The organism is Paenibacillus sp. EZ-K15 (assembly GCF_002573715.1).
GTDB lineage: Bacteria > Bacillota > Bacilli > Paenibacillales > Paenibacillaceae > Paenibacillus_AQ.
Genome location: NZ_PDHM01000017.1, coordinates 286,785 through 307,977 on the forward strand (window position 1 = coordinate 286,785; position 21,193 = coordinate 307,977).

The following is a 21,193-nucleotide window of genomic DNA, read 5'->3' on the forward strand; positions in this document are numbered from 1 at the left end:
GCCTCTGCGGCATTATTTATTTATTTCCTTTGTCGTACAGCTCCTGCATCTTCGGCTGGATCTGGGCCGTAAAGTCTTTCGCCGACATCTCACCGTTCCATACTTTGCTCGCGTTCTGGTTGAACGTATCGATCCATTGCGTATCCTTCGAGAAAGCCACCACGTCCGGGCGTCCGTAATCTTGGATAATATCGAGGAATACTTGCCGTGTTTGCGGTCCTTCGTCCATTTCCTTAAATTCGCCTTCTGCCATGTCGATCAGGTTAGGAACCGCTTGACCAAGCTGATAGTTTTCGCGCTGCCCTTGCTCATCCAGGGACAGAAAGGCCGCCAAGTCGAACGCTTCCTGCGGGTGTTTGGATTTCGCCGAAACGGAAAATCCCATCGAGCCGAGCCAGGTCGCCGTTTGTCCCGTATTCGGGCTTGCCGGCCATGCAGCAATGTCCCAACCGAAGGGCAGCTCCCAGAATGCAGGCTGATCCCATGGGCCCATCGCAAACATCGCCAGCTGGCCGTTAATAAAGCGGGTATATGCATTCATCGCTTGCTCGGCTTCCTGATTCGGACTGACCTTATGTTTCAGGTTCAGGTCAGCGACAAATTGCATCGCCTCATAGAATTCGGGCTCGTTAACCTTTACCGTGCCGGTGGCGTAGTCGATATATTCACCGCCGTTGCCCCATACTGCCGATTCCAAACTGTAAGCGCCTACACCATATTGATCGGGCTTTCCGTCGCCGTTAGCGTCGACCGTCAGCTTTTGGGCGGCTTCCAGCATGTTGTCCCAGGTCCATTCCCCTGCCGTTGCAGAAGGGTAAGGTACGCCCGCTTTGTCAAACAAATCCTTGTTATAAACAAATGACCATGGTCCTACGTCCTTGGGCAGTCCGTACATGTCTCCGGCACCGACCTTGCTGCCGTCAAAGCGGTAGCGGTCCATTGCCTGCTTCCATACGTTATCGGGATTAAACAATGAGGTCTGGTCCAGATAGGACTGAATGTTGAGGAGCGTTCCGGCTTCCGCGAAGCGGTAAAACTCGGGACCTCCAACGTAGAATACGTCCGGAACCTTGCCGGAGCTGATCAGCGTCGTCATCTTCTGTGAGTACTCGCCTGGCGGCACCGAAGTGTATTTAACGGTGACGTGCGGGTACTTCTCCTCGAAGGAAGCGATCAGCTTTTCGAAAATCTTCTTTTCGTTCGGATTGCCGTGGCCCATAAACTCAATCGTTACAGGTTCTTTTGAGTCCTGCCCGGTGGAAGCTTCATTGCCAGGTGTTGAAGTGTCCGGGTTGCTTGGAGTTGCCCCATCCTTTGGTCCATTGCCGCCGCTGCAAGCGGTTAAGGCGAACATCAGCAGCAGCATGATCATGCCTGCGAATTTGCTCTTCGATTTCATGCGATTCCCCTCTTCTTTAAAAGATGTGGTGTAAGCGCTTTACGAAATCATGATAACTTATAATAATATAATTTTATATACTATATTTAATATAAAATAGGTACTCTCCTCCATTGTCGACCTTCCGCTTTACTCTTTTACCAGCATAATTGGTACCACGATTCTTCTCGCCTCAAAAGCTCCTTCGATCTGCTCGATTAACAGCTCTACGGTCAACCTGCACATCTCCTCCTCGTTTTGGCGAATATACGGGACGTTCGGCAGATCCGGTGGATCGAATGTGATCAGCTCCAGTTCGTCCGGCACCTGTCTACCGGATGCAACTGCGGCTTTATAAACATTTCTGCACAGCTCCGTATTGGCCGTGATGATGCCGGTGATATGGGGACTGCCATCTAAAAACGCCCTGATATGTTCGATGGATTGACCTGATGCGATCTCTTCCAGCGGGAGGAGACACCATAAGCTTTTGTCGATCGAATATCCGTGCTCCAGAAAAGCCTGCTCAAACCCTTGGGCCCTCTCGTCAGTCACCGTATTCGTAATTTCGGGAGAGATGAACGCGATGGACGAATGGCCTTTGTTAAGTAAGTACTCCACGGCTTCCCTTGTGCCATTTACGTTATCCGAGCTTACACTGTATGTCTTGACCTCCTTCAAGAACCGGTCGATCAGAACGAAGGGGAAACGGTCCAGCGAGAGCCTCAGAATCGAATCGTTGTACGTCTCGTTTTCAACCGGAAAAATGATCATGCCGTCCACCCCCTGCTTCAGAAAAGACGAGATGACCTTGGACTCCTCAAGCTGGGATTCGCGTGTAATTCTCAGCATCACTTCATAGCCTGCGGCAGACGCGTACTTCTCGATGTTATCCAAAAAACGCTGGTCCACTTTCGTTTTCATCGTCGGCAGCACTAACCCGATACGTCCGCTCTTGCCCGGACCTGCTGTCCATTCTCCCAACTGCTCAAGCGCCGTGGCGTTCTCCGGCCTGCTCATGACGAAGGTGCCCTTGCCTTGGATCCGGACAAGCAAGCCTTCCTCCATCAGTCCGACCAGCGCATTTTTGCTTGTAATTTGACTGACGCGGTAACGTTCGGACAATTCTCTCTCCGAAGGGACCCGGTCCCCTTCCCGCAGCTTGCCGATGGCGATCAGCCGCTTGATATCTTCCTGAATTTTTTTGTATAGCGGCAGAGATTTCAATGCCCATCACAACCTTTATGATTTAAATAGTATATTTAGTATATTATTATAATATAACTTGGTGTTTGTAAATGACTAAAAACACCTATCAAGAGGGTTCCAAAGGAAACAGACTGCTCTTAATGGAGATTTTTCAGACGATATCAACAGTAGGCGCTCCAAGACGCAAACCTTCTTTATATCAATTAAAAACGGTCTGAACTTAGTTCAGACCGTTTTTTGATGGGTTATTTCATTGTATTCTTAGATCGAACTTCGTGAAGTCCGATTCATTCCGGCCAAATCCAATGGACCGGTACGACTTCACGCCTTGGTTCGTACGCTCCGGACAACTGTTCCGACAGCAACTCAACGGCACGTCGGCTTACTTCATCCAATTGCTGACGGACGAAAGGAATGCCTTCGAGATCCGGATCGTCAAAGGCGGCCAGCTGAGGTTCGTTCCCTGCTCCCGTCCTCATTTCCCGAATGGCATAATGGGTATAGCGGGCCAATTCTGCGTTAACGGCAAAGACCGCCGTGATATCGCTCCGATCGTGCAGAAAACGAACGACCTCCCGTTGTCCGTGCCCCTCTGCTATAGTTTCCAAATCCAGCATGCACCATAGTGTCTTGTCTATAGGCAAGCCCTGTTCCATAAAAGCGGCCTCGAAGCCTTTGGCTCTTTCGTCCGTAACCGAATTTGTAATTTCCGGTGACAGGAAGGCAATGCGCCTATGCCCCGCCGCAAGCAAACTGGATATAGCTTCGCGAACGCCTCCGTAATTGTCAGAGCTGACGCTGTACGCTTTGATCTCTTTCAAGAAACGGTCGACAAGCACCAATGGAACCCGATCGAGCGACAAGCGTAGAATTGCGTTATTGTAGCTTTCCTGCTCGACCGGGAAAATGATAAACCCATCGACGCCTCGTTCTTGGAACTGCTTGATCGCTCGGTATTCTTCCTCTTGCGACTCGCGTGTAATGCGGATCAACAGGTCATACTCCCGCTCCGCACAATAACGTTCCAGACCATCCAGCAGCTGCTGGTCGATCTTGGTTTTCATCGTTGGCAAAATAATCGCGATCGTCTTTTTCTTACCCGACTGAAGATTTGGCCCTTCCGGAATGCCCAGCTCCCGAACGAAGGTGCCCTTTCCACGATATCGCACTAACAAGCCTTCCTCTACCAAACCGTTGAGCGCGTTTTTGGATGTAATCTGGCTCACACCGTACCGCTGAGCCAAGTCCTTCTCCGATGGTACCAAGGCACCTGCCTGCAACTCGCCGCTCTGAATGCGCTGGCGTATGTCGTTCTGAATACGTTTATATAACGGATGCTCCATGTCTGACCTCGCTTTTTACGTCAGTCCCCACTGAAAAATAATATATATTTAGTATATCTTAAATGATATTAATTGCGATACAATCCCTTTTAGAAAGCGCTTTCTAATTCGGGTTGGGAGGTTCATTGCATATGAAACGAAACAAAGGCTTCTGGAAGAAACCACTTGCTTTCGTCGTCATGCTTGCACTTACTTTAACGGCAATTCCATTGTCGCCGGTTCATGCCGCTTCATCAGGTATGGCGTGAGCTTCGCAGCAGATTGCCATCTATACGCCGCCATCGGGAGGCGTATGGTATCCTCGGCTGCTCAAGCTTACGCCGAGCGAGTGGCTCGTATCCTTCGACACCAACGCTGGCGGAGGCAACACGCGCATTGTGGTCTCCCGAACACAGGACGGCGGCTATACATGGAGCGCTCCGATCACAGCTGTCTCAAGCAGCGCCGGCAATGTGGGGAATGGCCAAATGTTAAGGCTGCCGAGCGGGGAAATTTGGTTAGCCTATCGGCAGGTCGTACAGAACGGCTCGACCTATGACATCCAGCTTAACGTCAGGCGGAGCGTCGACGGTGGTTACACCTGGAGCGATTTGCCTGGCGGATTGGTCGGGAGTTCAACCGCCTCCAGCTTTAAAGGTTTGTGGGAGCCGCATCTGGACATGATCAACGGCAAAATTGCGGTGCTTTATGCGGACGACAGTCCGGCTGCGGTCGGAACGACCGGGCTGCAAAATTTGTATATGAAGACCTGGAACGGAAGCGGCTGGGGCAGCCGCATCACGGTCAGTGACGGAGTGGCAGCCGGCTCCCGCGACGGTATGCCGGTCATCACGCGAATGAACGACGGGCGGTATATAACCGTATTCGAAGCCTCGGACGTTGCCGGCCACCCTTTTGTCATCAAGTATAAAATATCGCCGGACGGCTTTAATTGGTCGGTTCCCCGCCAAACGATGTACGTTCCCAGCGGCAATGGCAAAAAGGCGGGTGCTCCGTTCGTCGTGAAGCTTGACGACGGCCGTCTTATGGCTGCATTCCAGACCGATGACAGCAGCGCCAACACGGGAGATCCTTACACCTCGATGTTTACGATGATCAGCTCCGATAACGGCGCGTCATGGCAGTACAAAACCAATGTTTTTCCGGTGTCCGATACGAAATCCTCCAACTGGAATGCCCTGATGACCATCGATTCGACTCGCGTCGCTGCCGTCACCAGCGCAACTTATCCGGCAAACGGCATCTATCTGCGCTTCGGGCATGCCGTGACACCGCCGCAAACGAATGTCGTTAACAATCCTGGCTTTGAAACAGCCAATGTGGCGGGCTGGACGACGTACGGCGATGATTACCCGAAACGGATTCTTATTCATGGAGCTAATGATGGTGTTGGGCTTCCCGCTGCCGAAGGCTCTTACTTTGTCGGTCTCGCAGGCACAAGCGGACCTTCGACCGCATATGTCGGACAGACGATTAGCGGTCTCGATAACGGCACGTATACGATGCGTGCCCGCATGCGCAGCAGCGGAGGCCAGAACAGCTGTGTCATGGAAGTGAAGGACTATGGAGGCAGCATGCTTCAAACCGGGTGTCCGTTGACAACGGCGTGGACGCCTGTCACAATATCCAATATCCAAGTGACGAGCGGCAAGGCGACGATCGGATTTTACGTATCCAATTCGTCCTCTTCCCAATGGGCGGATATCGATCAGGTCGAGTTCTTCCGGAACTAGTAGGAGTATAACCTCCGGCTAAACCAATCGTCTAAATGAGGCCTCTCCACGATAGAAGTAGGTTAAAATGCATTAACATTGTTGAAACTACTTTATTCCAAGGCCGTCCAAAAGTCATCATAGATGGCAGTGGACGGCCCCTTTCATTTTAGTCAGCAAAAAGATTACTTCATGCCTTTGATTATGGTCGTTGTATGCAAGATCATCACTTGATCGCTTTCCTCACATCTCTTCAAACAAGACCTCCGACACAAGAAACGCTGTACCGTCGTATTCGTACCGCAACCGGACCGCGACCGGGAATTCGCCAGGCGAAACCTGAATCGGCACCGATGCGTATAAGGTGCCTCCCTCAACGTAATACCTAACTATGTTGCCAAGCGCGGGCTGATCCAGCCAAAAACCGGCGTCTTCCTCCTTATATTCAAATGTGCGAGTTACCCCGTCCAGCATGAATTGAAAAATCCGTTTTCCCGCTTCTGCTGTCGCCTTGTAGCTTAGTTTGGACTTTACCGAAAGCACCGGATCGGCTGACATCACCTCTCTAAAACTTTCTGTTAGAAGTTTCAACTCCGATTCTCTAATGCCAGTACCGTAGCCGGTTGTCAAAATGATTGCAAGTACATCCTCCTTGTTATTTTTTGCAGGCAGCAATGCAACGTCTGGATAGTAGGTTTCGTTGCTCACATTCTTCCAATCATGAAAGGTATGTTCCGTGTCGCCATACTGAACGTGGATGGAGCGGATCATCCCTTCTTTTTGGATCAGAGTTCCGGTCATCTTCAGGCCAATCTCCGTATCCTCCCTTAATATCACGGTATTCCCCTGCTCGTCTCCAACCTTGATTCCATCCAAAGGTGCTCCCGTTTCGTCTATGTCGATTTGCTCAATAAGCGAGATCCTGTGTGAATCGTTACGAATAGTAACGTCTATCGTTTCCTCATACTTCATCGGAATCGAATCTCGCAGCAGCAGACGAAGTCGATATACGGTTTGCGCTTCTTCTGCGTTTATCTCCTTCACGTGCACTTCATATACCCAAGGGCTGGACACATCATAGCGGTCAAGCGGCCATTTCACCTCAGGATGCTCCCATATATCCGGCGATAGGCCGCCCCAGATGCCAAGCTCTCGCTGCAAGAGAGCTTCGGTCAGTGTCACGATCGTGCGGTCGTTAGCCTGTTTGATCTCATTTTTCGCAAGGTTCCACCAGTCGAAGTCGCCTCCTGTTCCAAGCAGGATGCTGGATTCAAACGTTCCTCCCCCCTGTGTGCCTGGACCTGGAGCTACCGGATGGGGAATAGATGGGGTCTGGTTTCCGAACCAGATCCCACCCCCTAACAGAAGCAGTATCGCGGGAATGATGGCTACAGCAGGTCGTCTCCATCCACGGCGGGTTCGTTTCATTTCAACCACCGTAAGTCTTTTTTCCACATCCTCCATCATGTCAGCTTTAAATCGCCGCTCCTTAAAGGGCGGTCCAGCCAGTCTCTTATTCCAATCCGGCTTCCATTCATTCATCGTCGTTCGCTCCTTCCCATCTGGCGGCAACCTTCTTTTTAGCTCTGTAAATTCTAGACTTTACCGTCCCTGGCGAAAGACCGGTAATGCCGGATATTTCCTCTATGGATAGCTGAAGATGTACACTCAGCACGAGGGGGTCTCGAAATTTACCGGGCAGCTTTAGAACCTCCTGCCACAGCTCATCCGCCTCCTCCCGTTTCAAATACTCCGACTCGGCAGATGGCGAAGACATCGTCCCGTTCAGCCCATCACCCGGCGATCGCCCGCCGATCAGCACCACTCTACGCAAAAACGCTCGTTTCAGATAGGAAAGCGCTGTGTTTCGGGTGATTTTGAGCAGCCAAGTTTTGATGGAAGCCTCCCCGCGAAAGAAGGAAATATTTTGATAAGCTTTAATAAACACATCCTGCGCGATATCATCCGCTGTATGTGAATTTCTGGTGATCACGTAAGCATAATTCCAGACATCCTCACCGTAGGATTCCATTAGCATCCGGATGTCCGAAATATTCAGTTCCGCAGAATGCTGCATCTGCATCTCCCTCAAGCTGTTCGCCCCCTTACCAAAACAGACTCCATACGGTCGATGAAAGTTCCCGAAATCAAATGAATATTATCCGGCAGTTTAATATGTAATGGTCGTCACCTTGACCGATTCTCCTCATGAACTAAAAAGGACACCTATTTAGGTGTCCCTCTGTTTATCTTGTACAAGTGGGTCAGACCTGCTTATCTGCGGCGATCAATAAGAAAATGGGGCGTCGGAATGCATCATGCCATTCTGGATCCTTAAGCTGGTCGCGTTCTGGCTTAAGCTCAGACATTTCCCTAAACTGGAATCCTGCTTTCACTAACGCATTCATCTGTGTGGCTACATTCCGATGGTACTTGGTGACTTCATTGTCAAGAAATCTAGTTTGGCGTGCGCCCTCCTCATGATAGTGATCGATAGGCCAAAACAACTTCTCCCCGTCGGGGCCATAATACCAATCTTGTTCGGGCACAGCAGTAAACACGGGGTGTTCAACTGAAAAGACAAACGAACCTCCAGCCGTTAGACTCTGATATACCTTTTTACAGATATCCTCGAAATCACGAATGTAATGAAGTGCAAGCGAACTAATCACGAGATCGAACTCGTTAGCTGGGTAGTCATAATCCTCTATTGCGGACTGCACATATTCTATATTCGTGTCATCGGTCATCAACCTTGCCCTCTCCAGCATGTTCTTTGAGATATCCACTCCGACCACAGACCGTGCATGCTGTTCTCTTACGTACCTGCAGTGCCACCCGAATCCGCAGCCGAGATCAAGCACCTTTTTATCCCTAAGTTCCGGAAACATCGATCGAAAGGCACCCCATTCTCCTGCTCCTTCTAATCCTTTGATTGAACGGGGAAGTTGATTGTAATTCTCGAAAAATCCCAGATCATCATACTTGTTTTGCTTCACTACAATCTCCCCTTAACGTTATTTTATAATTCCCCCCCATTATATTTGACCTGTTTTCATTCCTCAACGCCAGTCTTGTTTCTGCTTTAATTGTGATCATGGACCGAGCACTGTTACTCAAAGCGTTTATTCCCTATCTTCTTCATCAAGACGCAAGGTGAACACAAGTGCCCACTCCGTATTTCTCAACGATTCCGTTGAAAGATCCGCTGTATGTATTTTATTGGTACTTGTAGCATGCATACCAAATACATGAACGGGCTGGTCTATCGTAAACGAACGTGGACGCGTATCCTGAATCAAACCATGTGCTGTCAACTTTTTGTCCCAAGGAATAGTAATGGTAGAAAGGCTTGATCCCGAGTGAGAAATGGTGTTGACTTTAATCTTGCTGAACTCCTTTTGACCCTCTATGGATTCCGTGTCCACGGATATGATTAGTTCTACTTCGTTGCTTCCCTTTTGCTCGTTCGAACTGTAAAACAAATCTCCGATCGCCCCTGCCGAATCTACTTTCTGCCCGTTCTTCCAAATATCGATGTCCAAGCTGACGTTAGGTTTATTTCCCTCATACTTTAATTTAAATGCACCCGTCATCGGACCGAGGAATAGCTTAAACTTTGCTGCGTCCCCTTGGAACAAATCCACCGGTGTAAATTCGATCTTGGAAGATGTCGAATGGGTCTCAGACGAGATCTGCCCCTTAGTTCCTGCAAAGCAACCCGTCAAAATCATGAAGACGATCAATATACACGCTTTTAACCTCAATTTACTACCTCCATTAAACTAAGCCATCATGTTGCTAAAGTTGAATATCGCAGCCATCAAAAGGCAAGCCTCTTTCAATCAGCATAACAGCATGGTTGATTGCATTCTGTTGGTCCTCTGTAAGGCAGCTCTCATGCCCATTCCATTCACTAAGCCACCAGAAGAAAGAACAAATATTTCTATACTCCATAAACATGGGGATTGTTTGTTTCCAGTACTCGGTGAGATGGTATTCCTTCTCGTAACCCATGAGGAATTCACGCAAGAACAGTTGGGCAAACCTGCTTTTTGTGACACGATCTTCTGTATGCACTCCCCACCAAACGGCATGAGTGGCCGCTATTGCAATGTCTAATGAAAACCAGCCATAGATACTATCATCAAAATCAAAAACCGTTATTTCACTGTTGTCGATAAAAAAATTATAAGGATGGAAGTCATGATGTATGAGTCCAAACGAATCGCTGCACCTAGGCAGTGAGTCAATCGTACTCTCGATAGAGATCAATTTTTCAAGAAGTACATTGAAACTGCCTTGCTGCAGATGAGGATTATTGATGCTTCTTCTGCTCCAGCTGTCTCTCTTCACAAGGATGTCTGATGCTTCATATGATTTCGATAGCCTATGCATCCTTCCCATGGTTTCTCCCCAATTTCTGAATATCTTCGGGCCCCATAGCTGTTCATTGTGCTTATCAAAAAAGCGACCTGCAGCCTCATGAAAAGCAGTTGCTATATACCACTTATCTTCATCGCAGAATATGGCCGTTAACTCATTATTACATGTTTGAATCGGTAATGAAGCACGTACTCCGTTCTTCACCAAGTAATAAACCCAATCTACCTCCGCCCTTATCTTCGGTACATATTCGTGTGATTTCTGAGATAACCGCAAGATATAGGACTGATTGTCCTTCGTAAACCGATATACTTCATTGGTTGAGTTACTCAGGAAGACTAACGTTCCTACATGAAATTCGAAAGATTCTGCGGCTTTAAGCAATAGCTTCGAGCTTGCCATTCAGGATGCCTCCATCTTTTTAAGAGTCCTATAGACCAATAATTATAAAAGCCGCTCAAGCGAGCGACTTTGTATTGATCTGTAATCTCGATCACGATCATGTTTTCATTCGAAGAGTATTCGTTAAGAAGTTTGTGCGACTCCTGTTTTGGAATTATTAGCCAATCAATATGATACCACTCTTCTTATGATTTCGGAAGATGACCTTCACGAACGCACGTGAACAACTGCATAAGTTCGATTATTTTGGTGCATTGTAGTAATGCAGAGATTACAAAGGACTTATCACAACATGGAGGGATCGTTTTGGCGAAGAGCAAACAGCATCAAGAAGCGCATGGGATTGGGCAAGTAGAACAACAGTTGAAAGATCAAATGGAGGCTGCCGAAGAAATTCAAGGACAATCGAAGCTGGATCAAGACATAAAAAAAGCCTCTCAACGTCGGGTTGATCCATTGAAAGACCTTTCGAAATAAGGAGAACTGTCATGAACAAACAAAGAGCGATTGAAATTTCGGAATCGGCCATTATGAAAAATGTAACTTATCAGGATACCCCTATTTTTATCCAGCATGTTAATGAGGATGAAACCGCTCGGGTCTATCCGATCGGAAACTCGGAGCAGGAAATGACCGTCCCTTTATCCAGCCTCACCGAGCATCCATAAGATAGAAACACTCACCCAACCTTAAACAAAAAATCCCATCCAATTTCGTTGGTGGGATTTTTTATTGCTAAACGAAATATGATTCAAGTAACACAAGCTATTCCCTTATTTCAGTGATGCCGGTACCTTTACCCCGAGGAGCTTACCCTCTGCTTGGATAATGATCATACCGTTCGTCTTTAGCGTCGACTCGTGTAAATCTGCACCCGTCGTTACTCTAAAAACCGGCAACGTCGTCAACATATTGATGCCGAGTAATGTACCGTTACGCTGCGCCCGATATAAGCCTTTTCCATATACGTCAATCTGCGCAACAGGTGCATCACCGTTCCATCCGATCCGTCGACCATTTGCAAGTTTGGTGCCGGCCAGTTCACCAGTCATTCTGTCTTTGAAAATCAACCGTTCCTGAACCAGTCCGATCAACTCCCAGTCGCCCCCATAAGGGCGAGGGAAAGTTCGCAGAGGAACCTCACCTTTCTTATAGGTGTCAAAATTGTATTCGGCCACCTTATTGCCCTGATCCATGTATAACTTCCCTTGGTTTATAAATAAGCCGCCTCCGCCGTACTCATATGGCGGCTCCCCCGACATTTTCCAGCTATATTCTCGGCTGCTCTTCTTTACGCCGGTCTTAAGGTTATACACATTTACGATCCATTTGCGGTCCGGCAGCGACTGATAATCAGTCAGCAGTGGAGAATAATAATCAACCGAATACACCAGACCATTTTTGATTTGAAGAGCTTCTCCCTGACCAAAATGGTCCCATAACTTCTTGCCCGTCCTCTTATCATAGGCAGTCAATTGGATGGACGTGAGCGCTCCTTGCACAAAGAACGTCCGAAGTATGACTCCATCCGACTCCTGAAGGTAATCAGTGCCGTTTCCTTCTCCCGACGCCTCGTTCGTTTTCCACCGTAACTTTCCTGTCAACTTATCAAATGCGAAAGTCATGCTCCCTTTGATCACATAGAGCGTGTCGAAAGTCGGCACCAATACCTCCCTACGTAGCTGCGTATCAATAAAGATGGATGTGTTGGACTGCCATTTCGGTTTGCCTGTCTTTGCATTCAGAGCGTATGGCTTCTGATCTCCCGACAGGCCATAAATAACGCCATTATGAAATACAACATAAGGCTTCAGGTCCTTACCGTAACTCCATAACCGCTTGCCTGTACTCGCATCGATGGCAATCAGCTTTTTCCCGGTGAATGCGAACACCTTGCCATCTTCAGCAATGGCCTGGCGACCTAGATAATTCTCGTCGTCCATATCCAGATAGTTGTCCACCTTCACCGTCCAAGAAGGTTTTACTTCTGGTACTTTGAAGACTGAGGAAGGATACCAGTTGCGTAACGAAATATCGGCTGCTTCTGCATTCACTTGCGAAGGTGGTGCTGCCAACACGCCATGGACAGTAAGTAAGCCCACGGCAATACTTGCAATGATAAGCCGGAGTAGTTGACCTTTGAGGAGTTTACTCCATCGTTTCATTTCAATTCTAAGCATGAATAGCCCTCCCATTTGTTATGGCTTCTTGCTTCACGACAAATACAACGCTCAGAGAAGGCATAAAGTTCCAAGCGAACTATAAATAATCTTTAAGTTCCCTTAAGTAATTGCCTACATAAAAAACTGTTTATCATGAAAAACGGGAATCAACCCCAATTCGCATTGGAGAAGATTCCCGTTGGTTAAAATTTATTATTCCAAATAGCTTTCGGCAATTTTCATCAAGGTTTCTTTGCTTACTTTTTTCATGTCTCCACGAATAGTATAGACGTATTTCGCCTTTTTGTCTGGGCTCTCGTATACCCATGTCAGATGGTGCCACTGCGAAGGAGCATATTCTATATGCAGCATTTCTACTCCCTTCACTTGAACCTTCTCCTGCTTAAATTCAACGTTCTCGTCAATATACATTCCAGCGTTCATGCCCTTTCCACTCACATTAGTGATATCAACCGCGATTTCATCTTCGCCATTTTGATACTTAGCAAAGAGAAGGAAAAACTGATCTGTCATTTCAACCGGCATCATGGCATATCCCTGATTGGATGCCTCCGCCTGTTTTCTCAGTTTTTCCGCCAGCGCCTTTTGTTCTTCCGGAGAAGGTGGATTTACTTCCTGAGCATTTCTAAACATCACTTCCGCTTGTTTGAATGTATAATTTCCATTGACACTGTCTGGAATCTTAACGGATTTATCCGTAATCTTATCTCGCAATTGAGTGAGATTTTGGAATGGAGTCATCTTCGTTCCAAGATCCGTTTGATGATTCGGGTTATTGGCAACCAGATAGAACAGTCCAGCTTCACCGCTCTTTAGCACCTTCTCCTTAAGAGCATAAAATTCTTCGCCATGCTTCCTATCCTCTTTCGATTCTGTTTTTCCATAATCTTTCGTCGATTTAGTCTCATATACGACTTCGCCATCCTTGTTGTTCAAAGAATGATATTGAACTGCCGCATAACCCGTCGATGCCATTAACATCATACCTACAAACGCAGTTAAAGCAACTTTATATTTCACAAAAAACCTCTCCTTTTCTTTTGGCTGAGCATATAGTGTATTCATTACTTTTCCTGTCAGGTCGACGTCGGGAATGCGCGGGTCATCAAACAGTTTTTTCAAATCCCGTTCCCTGTCCATATTCATACATTCCCACTCCCTTTACTTGAGCATAATACTTTCGAAATTTTGCAGATGTACGTTCGTATTTTTTACGAAGGCTTGCGCTGTTCTTGCCGAGAATCAAACTGATCTCCTGGTAGCTCTTATCCTCGACACAACGTAAGATTAACAAATTACGCTCTTCCGCCGATAATTTCGCCATGGCCTGATGTACGGATTCATCAAAATAGTTGGCTTCAATATGCATATCGACATCATTATTTTCTTTATCATCCTGGTAAAAGAAAGGTAAATATTTCACCAGCTTTCGCTTACGGATGATGTCAATACATTGATGATAGGCTATCTTGTATAACCATGCGCCAAAATCCATCTCATATTGAGTATATTTCCGCAAGTTGCGGAATGTTTTCAAAAATACTTCCTGTGCGTTATCTTCGGCCTCGGCATGATTACCCAGCATATGATAACAGTAGAGAAAAATCGGTTTTTGATAAACCTTCATGATTTTCTCGAATTGTTCTGTCCCCCCATCCAACACATCTGCAATGATCTGACTTATCTCCGCGTCATTCAAGCCCTCTCCCCCCCTTTCACTCTATACAACGAACAACTCGCCCAAAAATGTGACAGCACGGAAAATCACTACAGTCTAAAACGAACTTCGCAAGTAGTTTGTTCAGGTGGATTCCGTAAACCATATCCGTAAGGATGTGCTGATTGCTCCACAGACTTGCCCATAATCACGATCCCATCCTGATAAAACATAGAAAAACCCGTAGGAGCACACTCTTTTCAAAGTGTACATCCTACGGGTCACAGTTTTATTATAAATTTATAGCTGCAATCCTTCTTCAAGTAGGGTTAAAGACTCATCCAGCAATTTTGTGAAATCAACATCGGGATGTTCAGCGTAATAAAGCATCGCCGAGATATTAACTCCAATGATGGCGCCGGCTAATGTGCGAATAGCCAAATCATCCTCCTCCCGCCCCATTTTTTTCGCAACAATTTTAGCAAGCATTTGCATGGTTTGAGCCAAATTATTTATTGCTGCTGCTCGAAGTTCAGGCACAGTCATAATCAGCTGATGCCGTTCATTCACCGTCTTAAATTCATCATCAGACATCTGAGTCATCGCTAATTTCACTGCATGACGAACAGCTTGAAGTGGGTTAAAATCGGAAGGTTGATCCTCGAAAGCCGAGATTAGAAGGGAATCATAATTATCAGTAATCAAGACGTCTTCTTTATTTGCAAAATAACGAAAAAAAGTACTTGGAGAAATTTCCGAAGCCTCTGCAATTTGCTCCACAGTAGTTTCGTGATAGCCAAATTCCTTAAATAGACGCAATGCATGCATCTGGATTGCAGCCATGGTTTTAGCTTTTTTACGTTCTCGCAACCCAATGGGTTTTTGGTTACTTGATGACACTCTGCTCACTCCCCAAAGGTATTTTGCTCGAACTCGTTTTCGATTCGACGATGAGTACTCTTAAAACAACGAATCTAGACGCCCGACCATTTCATGCCTTTAATTCATCGTCAATCCAACAAAGGAACCTAAAAGAATCGAGACTTCAGATCATTTTATCACGCTATTGAAATGGTAAGCAAGTTAACATAACTTACATGTCCCTTTGAACAATACCTGCCCATCCTGCACAGCTTCCTGCAGCAAGTAACCCCAGAGCGCCAATCACGGATGCGACAGGCAGCCCCTCCCCCCTACTAATGGCTGCCGCATCAAACAAATGAAACAAGTTAGCCTTACCCATCCACATAAGACTATCATTCAGTCCAGCGATTATATGTAATAAAAACATAATGGATACGATTCCAATCCCAATCGACAAAGCTCCGCGTTCAGAGCTCAGCCATGGCGATAAGGCAAGTCCAATTCCCATAAATGCTAGTGAGGTCAATAATCCTGCCAACATAACGTTCGTTACTGCCCAAGGTGCATTCAGCATGCCGTTAAATCTCCCTATCAACAAGACAATTCCTATCGATACAATAGCAATGACCATCACTTGACAAAAATGCGCAAGCCATTTAGCCCAATAAATAGATGTTCGGCTATACGGAAGCGTAAATAAGAACTCCGATGTATGACGATCTCGCTCTTTGACAATGGAGCCAATTGCCCAACTCATGGAGAAAAAGCCAAGGAGAAGTAAAAAAAACGTAAATGGTTGTCCGGATACCCATCCTTCAAAAGTTGAAAGGCCTTCGGAGTAGTTTTCCAATTGCTCTTCTTGCATTTTTTTCTTTACGCTCTCCAAATATGACTGGGAGGCTGCTGCGGGGATGGCTTGGAGAAGTACTACGACTAATAGTGCAATCCAGAAGCTTCTTTTATTTTGATTAAACTCATAACGCATCATTTTATTCATGTCGGAGCCCTCCATCTGATTCCGAAACATACTCGCTCATAAATTTTTCCTCAAGCGACGTTCTTCGCACGCTCAAATCCTTAACTGGCATTTTGGACAGCACAGCAAGAAGAGAACGAAGTTCCTTATCTTGAATGCGAAACCGGTATATCCCGTTTTCACATTTGGTATTTCGATCAACTTTATACAGTTCCTGCAGTTGACCGAGCTCATCTATTTCAGAAAAAGAAACCTCGATGAAATGTTCGCCCGCAGCGGAAATCTCCGATAGCGTTGATACTTGTATTAAGCGCCCGTCTCGGATAATAGCAACCTGATCACATAATTTTTCAACTTCTGTAAGGATATGAGTTGAAAAGAACACCGTTGTTCCCATTAATTCATTCCATTCACGGAGGATTTGGAAAAATTGCTTCTGCACGAGTGGATCCAATCCCGAGGTGGGTTCATCTAGAACAAGCAATTCGGGATTATGAATAAGCGCAAGAAGAATGCCGAGTTTCTTTCGATTTCCGAGTGAATAGGACTTAACTTTCTGATTCCCATTCCATTGAAGTCTTTCTGCATAGTCATGAATCGGCGACTTTTTTAAGTTTATTCCGTATACGTTTGCCGTGAAGTTTAGAATTTGATTCCCTGTCATATCTGGATAAAGCCGAACCTCGCCGGGGAGATAACCTATTTTTTTGCGCAGTTGAGGGTCGTCGCCGTTGACACGATGTCCCAATACGAAGATCTCTCCTGATGTAGGAGCAATCAATTGCATAAGCAGTCGTATCGTTGTCGATTTTCCAGCCCCGTTAGGCCCGATAAATCCAAAGATTTCGCCTCGCTCTACCTTTAAATTCAGATCAATCACACCACGCTTGCCGTTATAGGTTTTATTTAGATTTCGAAAAAGAATGGCAGACATAGTACACCCCCTTAATTATTATTTTACTTTACATAATTCTGAGGAAAGATACGTGATATTATCATTGCGTCCACTCCTCAATTTCGCAAACAAAAGTATAAGCCTCCGCCTTTCGTAGTAGAGCAGAATCGAAACAGACTGCTATTCCCCAGTCACATTTTGATTAATCTCAGGTGCTCTGTTGGAGCTTGTTTTCTTTTGTATAAAAATGACGGTCAACAGGAGTCCTAGAACCGTGACTCCGCCGCATACCCACAACATGGCCTCCATTCCGGCAACGAACGAAGCATGTACTGAGTTCAATAAAGATGCCGAGTCAATTTTTTGTGCCACGGCTGCTCCAGCGGAAACATTGCGCTGCACGACTTCTGCAACATCTCCCGGCAAATCGATCAAGTCCAGATTATTCCGATAGTTCGTGCTGAGAACGGTCCCTAGTATAGCAACTCCCATCGTCCCCCCCACTTGCCGCAATGACATAATGAATGCCGAACCTACGCCGCTTCTTTCCGCCGATAACGGCGACATCGCAACGTCCATTGCCGCGGGCAAAGCCAAGCCAATACCCAAACCGACTACTGTAACCCATATTGAGGCAAAACCGTAACCGCTATCTACACCCGTATTGGCTCCAATAGCTAAGCCAGCAGACAATATTAAGAAACCAAGTACCAATGTAGTCCGAGTGCCAAACTTCGATTGCAGTTTATCGGATATAGGGGCTCCAATCAGAAGGCCAAAAACTAAAGGCAATAAACGCAATCCCGAATCTAACGCATCAACCCCCTGAACCGCTTGGAAATATTGCGGTGTAACGAATAATACTCCAAACATGGCAAAAGAGATGACTGTTGCCAATATCGAGCCCCATGTAAATTTGGATGAACGAAATAAAAAGGGATCAATAAGCGGATACTTGACTCGTTTTTCCCAAAACATGAAAAATACTAAGCAAAATATCCCGCCAATCATAGCAGTTAAAGCTGCAACGTCCCCCCAGCCCTTCTCGCCTACTTCAATTACTCCGTATGTCAAGCCGACCAACCCAAGGCTCGAAGCTAGGATCCCTATCGCATCCACTTTGTGCTTGTCTTCGCTGCGCGTTTCAGGCAACAAGATAGAAACGGCGATTAAGGCGATGATGACTAGTGGGATATTGATAAGGAAAACGGATCCCCACTCATAGTTATTCAGCAACCAGCCCCCAACAATCGGCCCCAACGGTATGCCGATCGCGTTCGCCATCATCCATACGCCTATTGCTTTAGGGCGTTCTTCCTCAGAGAACAACACCGGTATAATCGACATTGACAATGGTACCAATAAGGCGGCACCAAGTCCCAGAAAGGCGCGTCCGGTAATCAGCTCCCAGGATGAACTGGCGTAAGCACATCCTGCAGAGGCCGCCCCAAACACAAGCAAGCCCATAAGAAGCATCCGCTTTCTTCCCAATCGATCACCTAACAAGCCAGCTGGCAAGAGCATAGCAGCAAATATTAGGTTATACGCATCTGCAAACCACTGCAGATCTCCATTTGTTGCATGCAAATCCGTAGCAAGAACGGGCAGGGCGAGGTTAAGAATTGTCATATCCAGTCCGACTGCAAGGATTCCTACTGCAAGAGCGCCCAGCACCCACCATCTTCGATTCCCTTGATCAATAATGACAGTTACCACCTTTCGATATCGAATTTATAATGACATCCTATATCAATTGATAGTGAATGTCAAAATTTTTAATTAAAATGATGGTTTGCAGAGAGTGAAAGGAGAAACCTTGTCTCCCACCTTTTTACGGTTTTTTGGATACTAAAAAAGCTCGGGATCCTTTTTCAGATCCCAAGCTATTATAAGGAATATTATCTTGTCTTACATGTTACCGCGTCGCTGATAGACTCGACTTATAAGCTCTTCAATGATTTCATCCGGTGAGCGGTCAACCATCCAAGTTTGACCATACATTTGCAAAATCTTAATGACTGGACAGTCTTCCCAAAATCCGATGAACTCTTCATTGAGGTAAATCTTCTCTACGACATGCTGGTTCATCTCGTTCAGACACTCTTCCAATACGGATTTCGCAGTGGGATCGTTGATCCAATCGCTAACCAAGCTGAATTTATGAAAGGATACTTCTTCCTTCCCAAAATCACAATACAGTCGCTCCGTAATTCTGATATCACGAGAAGAGCTGCCAAGCGCAATTTGGAAATAACCACTCTCCGCTAGCCAGCGGTTATATTTGGTGTTGTAATAAGCAAAGTCTCTCTCTTCAAGTTCAAAGACAATCTGCTGTTTCTCCCCAGGAGCCAACTCGATTTTAGAAAATGCCTTCAATTCTTTCTCTGGACGTGTCCATGTGCATTCTTCGTCGTGGACGTAAAGCTGAACGACCTCTTTCCCTGTTCGGTTTCCGATATTCTCCAGCCAGAAAGAGACTGTGATCCCTGTCTCCGTTTGAGCTACCTTCATATCCTTATAGGCAAATGAAGTGTAGGACAAGCCATGGCCAAACGGAAACTGTGGAGCGAGTTCCTTCCTATCGTAGTATCGATAGCCGACGAACAGCCCTTCACGATAATATAGCTTGCCGTTTTCACCACGGATCCTCATATGTGAAGGATTGTCAGAAAGTTTAACCGGAAACGTCTCGGATAGTTTACCGGATGGACTCACCTGTCCAAACAAGATTTCGGCAATTGCTTTACCCATGCCTTGTCCGGAAAGCCATGAGTGAATGGCAGCGGGAACATGCTGAACCCATGGACGCATCGCCATAGCTGAACCGCTGCTGGTCACCACAATACATTTAGGTTGTACGGCTGCAATCGCTTGAATAAGCAGAATCTGCTGTTCTGGCAAATCAATGCCCTTCAAATCACGCATCTCGGACTCGGCGTACTCAGGCTGGCCAACGAAGATAACTGCAACATCCGATTTCGCCGCCAATGCGACACTTTCCTTGATCATCTCCACATGAATGGAGTCATCTTCAGGGTAGCCCTGAGCATAATTCATCTCAACGGAATCTCCAGCCAACGCCTTCATTTCTTCAAATGGAATATCAATATGTGTAGGCGTTACTTTTGCGCTGCCGGCTCCTTGAATTCTAGGTTTTTTGGCAAAACGGCCGATAACTGCAATGGAATGGGTTGACTCCGCATGGATCGGAAGAATGCCATTCTCATTCTTTAGGAGCACAATGCTTTCTGCTGCAGCTTTTCTCGCAAGATTGTGGTACTCCATATCAGATACCGGAGCAGATTCTTCAATACCAGTTACACGTTCTACGAGTTTTAGAATACGGGCAACGCTTTTGTCGAGCTGCTCTTCTGCAAGATTTCCGCTCTCCACGGCTTTGATAATCGCATTCGTGTTATAACCGGCTGGCCCCGGCATTTCGAGATCAAGTCCTGCTTTCAGCCCACGGATCCGATCATTCACAGCTGTCCAGTCTGAGATCACGACGCCCTCGTATCCCCATTCTTCTCTCAAAATATCATTTAATAAATGCTCGTTCTCACTAGTATACGAGCCATTAAGCAAATTATAGGAGCACATGACGGTCCAAGGATCCGATTTTTTAATAATTCGCTCAAAGGCGCTTAAATAAATTTCGCGCAGCGTCCGTTCGTCCACCTCTGAACTCGTCACCATTTTCTCGAATTCCTGATTGTTGCAAGCAAAGTGTTTAAGCGAAGCGCCAACTCCTTTGCTTTGGAGACCATTGATGAAAGCAGCGCCCAGTTCGCCTGTCAGACAGGGATCCTCGGAGTAATATTCGAAATTTCTTCCCCCAAGCGGAGTCCGCTTCATGTTGATTCCTGGGCCGAGCAGCAATTCGACTCCCATCTCTTTGGATTCATTACCGAGTGCCTCCCCAACTTCGTGCAGCAGTTCAGTATTCCACGAAGAACCGATAGCGGAGCCTGTAGGATAACAAGTTGCGGGAACATTCTCTGTCGTGATCCCCATTTCATCGTCACTGTTCGTTTTGCGAATCCCATTCGTTCCGTCATACATATGAACCGGCGGAATGTCGAGTCTCTCGATCCCCTTGGTCATCCACATATTTAATCCCGCGCACAGGGATGCTTTTTCAATAAGTGTCATTTCCTTTATCAATTCGTTGATCGATGCTTTCATTTG

General features: G+C 46.5%; 19 protein-coding genes. 3 read left to right on the forward strand and 16 right to left on the reverse strand.

Annotated features, from left to right (window positions below):
* Positions 1-16: 16 nt before the first annotated feature.
* From CRG97_RS17915 to CRG97_RS17925, 3 genes are all read right to left on the reverse strand, one after another.
* Complete coding sequence (locus CRG97_RS17915) at positions 17-1,399, reverse strand: ABC transporter substrate-binding protein (RefSeq protein ID WP_098745871.1); 1,383 nt, start codon at positions 1,397-1,399, stop codon at positions 17-19.
* A 129-nt stretch (positions 1,400-1,528) separates the two neighbouring features.
* Complete coding sequence (locus CRG97_RS17920; RefSeq protein ID WP_098745874.1) at positions 1,529-2,605, reverse strand: GntR family transcriptional regulator; 1,077 nt, start codon at positions 2,603-2,605, stop codon at positions 1,529-1,531.
* Positions 2,606-2,874: 269 nt separating this feature from the next.
* Complete coding sequence (locus tag CRG97_RS17925) at positions 2,875-3,930, reverse strand: LacI family DNA-binding transcriptional regulator (protein WP_098745877.1); 1,056 nt, start codon at positions 3,928-3,930, stop codon at positions 2,875-2,877.
* A gap of 377 nt (positions 3,931-4,307) precedes the next feature.
* Between CRG97_RS17925 and CRG97_RS17930 the strand changes: the two genes are divergently transcribed.
* Positions 4,308-5,663 carry a sialidase family protein gene (locus tag CRG97_RS17930; RefSeq protein ID WP_237566475.1) on the forward strand — a complete coding sequence of 452 codons (1,356 nt, stop codon included), beginning with the start codon at positions 4,308-4,310 and terminating at the stop codon, positions 5,661-5,663.
* A gap of 222 nt (positions 5,664-5,885) precedes the next feature.
* Here CRG97_RS17930 and CRG97_RS17935 read toward each other — a convergent pair whose 3' ends face one another.
* From CRG97_RS17935 to CRG97_RS17955, 5 genes are all read right to left on the reverse strand, one after another.
* The gene (locus tag CRG97_RS17935; RefSeq protein ID WP_098745879.1) at positions 5,886-7,184 is read right to left on the reverse strand and encodes a hypothetical protein; all 1,299 of its coding nucleotides are present in this window, start codon (positions 7,182-7,184) and stop codon (positions 5,886-5,888) included.
* Positions 7,177-7,725 carry an RNA polymerase sigma factor gene (locus tag CRG97_RS17940; RefSeq protein ID WP_237566509.1) on the reverse strand — a complete coding sequence of 183 codons (549 nt, stop codon included), beginning with the start codon at positions 7,723-7,725 and terminating at the stop codon, positions 7,177-7,179. Before CRG97_RS17940 ends, CRG97_RS17935 begins: the two co-directional genes overlap by 8 nt.
* 181 nt (positions 7,726-7,906) lie before the next feature.
* Complete coding sequence (locus CRG97_RS17945; RefSeq protein ID WP_098745883.1) at positions 7,907-8,641, reverse strand: class I SAM-dependent methyltransferase; 735 nt, start codon at positions 8,639-8,641, stop codon at positions 7,907-7,909.
* Positions 8,642-8,767: 126 nt separating this feature from the next.
* Positions 8,768-9,409: a hypothetical protein gene (locus CRG97_RS17950; protein ID WP_098745885.1), complete on the reverse strand. Its 642-nt coding sequence runs from the start codon at positions 9,407-9,409 to the stop codon at positions 8,768-8,770.
* A 34-nt stretch (positions 9,410-9,443) separates the two neighbouring features.
* Positions 9,444-10,430 (reverse strand): phosphotransferase enzyme family protein, encoded by a 987-nt coding sequence (locus CRG97_RS17955; protein ID WP_098745887.1) that lies wholly within the window; start codon positions 10,428-10,430, stop codon positions 9,444-9,446.
* A 306-nt stretch (positions 10,431-10,736) separates the two neighbouring features.
* Here CRG97_RS17955 and CRG97_RS33315 point away from each other — a divergent pair, with 306 nt between their 5' ends.
* Positions 10,737-10,907 (forward strand): hypothetical protein, encoded by a 171-nt coding sequence (locus CRG97_RS33315; protein WP_202618960.1) that lies wholly within the window; start codon positions 10,737-10,739, stop codon positions 10,905-10,907.
* Positions 10,908-10,918: 11 nt separating this feature from the next.
* The gene (locus CRG97_RS17960) at positions 10,919-11,098 is read left to right on the forward strand and encodes an H-type small acid-soluble spore protein (protein ID WP_076321652.1); all 180 of its coding nucleotides are present in this window, start codon (positions 10,919-10,921) and stop codon (positions 11,096-11,098) included.
* 105 nt (positions 11,099-11,203) lie between these two features.
* Here the strand turns inward: CRG97_RS17960 and CRG97_RS17965 are convergent, their stop codons facing one another.
* The 8 genes from CRG97_RS17965 to CRG97_RS18000 form a co-directional block, all read right to left on the reverse strand.
* A complete protein-coding gene (locus tag CRG97_RS17965) occupies positions 11,204-12,610 on the reverse strand; it encodes an outer membrane protein assembly factor BamB (RefSeq protein ID WP_098745889.1) in 1,407 nt (468 codons plus the stop codon).
* Positions 12,611-12,805: 195 nt separating this feature from the next.
* Entirely contained in the window at positions 12,806-13,759 is a 954-nt protein-coding gene (locus CRG97_RS17970) for a DUF4367 domain-containing protein (RefSeq protein ID WP_098745891.1), read from the reverse strand.
* Positions 13,719-14,312 (reverse strand): RNA polymerase sigma factor, encoded by a 594-nt coding sequence (locus CRG97_RS17975; protein ID WP_098745894.1) that lies wholly within the window; start codon positions 14,310-14,312, stop codon positions 13,719-13,721. The genes CRG97_RS17970 and CRG97_RS17975 overlap by 41 nt, the downstream gene beginning before the upstream one ends.
* A 258-nt stretch (positions 14,313-14,570) precedes the next feature.
* A complete protein-coding gene (locus tag CRG97_RS17980; RefSeq protein WP_237566476.1) occupies positions 14,571-15,170 on the reverse strand; it encodes an acyl-CoA-like ligand-binding transcription factor in 600 nt (199 codons plus the stop codon).
* Between the two features lie 193 nt (positions 15,171-15,363).
* The gene (locus CRG97_RS17985) at positions 15,364-16,131 is read right to left on the reverse strand and encodes an ABC transporter permease subunit (RefSeq protein ID WP_161952952.1); all 768 of its coding nucleotides are present in this window, start codon (positions 16,129-16,131) and stop codon (positions 15,364-15,366) included.
* The gene (locus CRG97_RS17990; protein ID WP_098745899.1) at positions 16,124-17,044 is read right to left on the reverse strand and encodes an ABC transporter ATP-binding protein; all 921 of its coding nucleotides are present in this window, start codon (positions 17,042-17,044) and stop codon (positions 16,124-16,126) included. The genes CRG97_RS17985 and CRG97_RS17990 overlap by 8 nt, the downstream gene beginning before the upstream one ends.
* 141 nt (positions 17,045-17,185) lie before the next feature.
* Positions 17,186-18,721, reverse strand: coding sequence for an MFS transporter (locus tag CRG97_RS17995; RefSeq protein ID WP_237566477.1), 1,536 nt, complete (start codon positions 18,719-18,721; stop codon positions 17,186-17,188).
* A 192-nt stretch (positions 18,722-18,913) separates the two neighbouring features.
* Positions 18,914-21,190 carry a beta-glucosidase family protein gene (locus CRG97_RS18000; RefSeq protein WP_098746679.1) on the reverse strand — a complete coding sequence of 759 codons (2,277 nt, stop codon included), beginning with the start codon at positions 21,188-21,190 and terminating at the stop codon, positions 18,914-18,916.
* Between the last annotated feature and the right edge of the window lie 3 nt (positions 21,191-21,193).

Bases quoted from the DNA above. Each gene is read 5' to 3' on its own strand.
- CRG97_RS17915 (WP_098745871.1), bottom strand. From the start codon at position 1,399: ATGAAATCGAAGAGCAAATTCGCAGGCATGATCATGCTGCTGCTGATG.
- CRG97_RS17925 (WP_098745877.1), bottom strand. From the start codon at position 3,930: ATGGAGCATCCGTTATATAAACGTATTCAGAACGACATACGCCAGCGC.
- CRG97_RS17935 (WP_098745879.1), bottom strand. From the start codon at position 7,184: ATGAATGAATGGAAGCCGGATTGGAATAAGAGACTGGCTGGACCGCCC.
- CRG97_RS17940 (WP_237566509.1), bottom strand. From the start codon at position 7,725: ATGCAGATGCAGCATTCTGCGGAACTGAATATTTCGGACATCCGGATG.
- CRG97_RS17955 (WP_098745887.1), bottom strand. From the start codon at position 10,430: ATGGCAAGCTCGAAGCTATTGCTTAAAGCCGCAGAATCTTTCGAATTT.
- CRG97_RS17960 (WP_076321652.1), top strand. From the start codon at position 10,919: ATGAACAAACAAAGAGCGATTGAAATTTCGGAATCGGCCATTATGAAA.
- CRG97_RS17965 (WP_098745889.1), bottom strand. From the start codon at position 12,610: ATGCTTAGAATTGAAATGAAACGATGGAGTAAACTCCTCAAAGGTCAA.
- CRG97_RS17970 (WP_098745891.1), bottom strand. From the start codon at position 13,759: ATGAATATGGACAGGGAACGGGATTTGAAAAAACTGTTTGATGACCCG.
- CRG97_RS17985 (WP_161952952.1), bottom strand. From the start codon at position 16,131: ATGAATAAAATGATGCGTTATGAGTTTAATCAAAATAAAAGAAGCTTC.
- CRG97_RS17990 (WP_098745899.1), bottom strand. From the start codon at position 17,044: ATGTCTGCCATTCTTTTTCGAAATCTAAATAAAACCTATAACGGCAAG.
- CRG97_RS18000 (WP_098746679.1), bottom strand. From the start codon at position 21,190: ATGAAAGCATCGATCAACGAATTGATAAAGGAAATGACACTTATTGAA.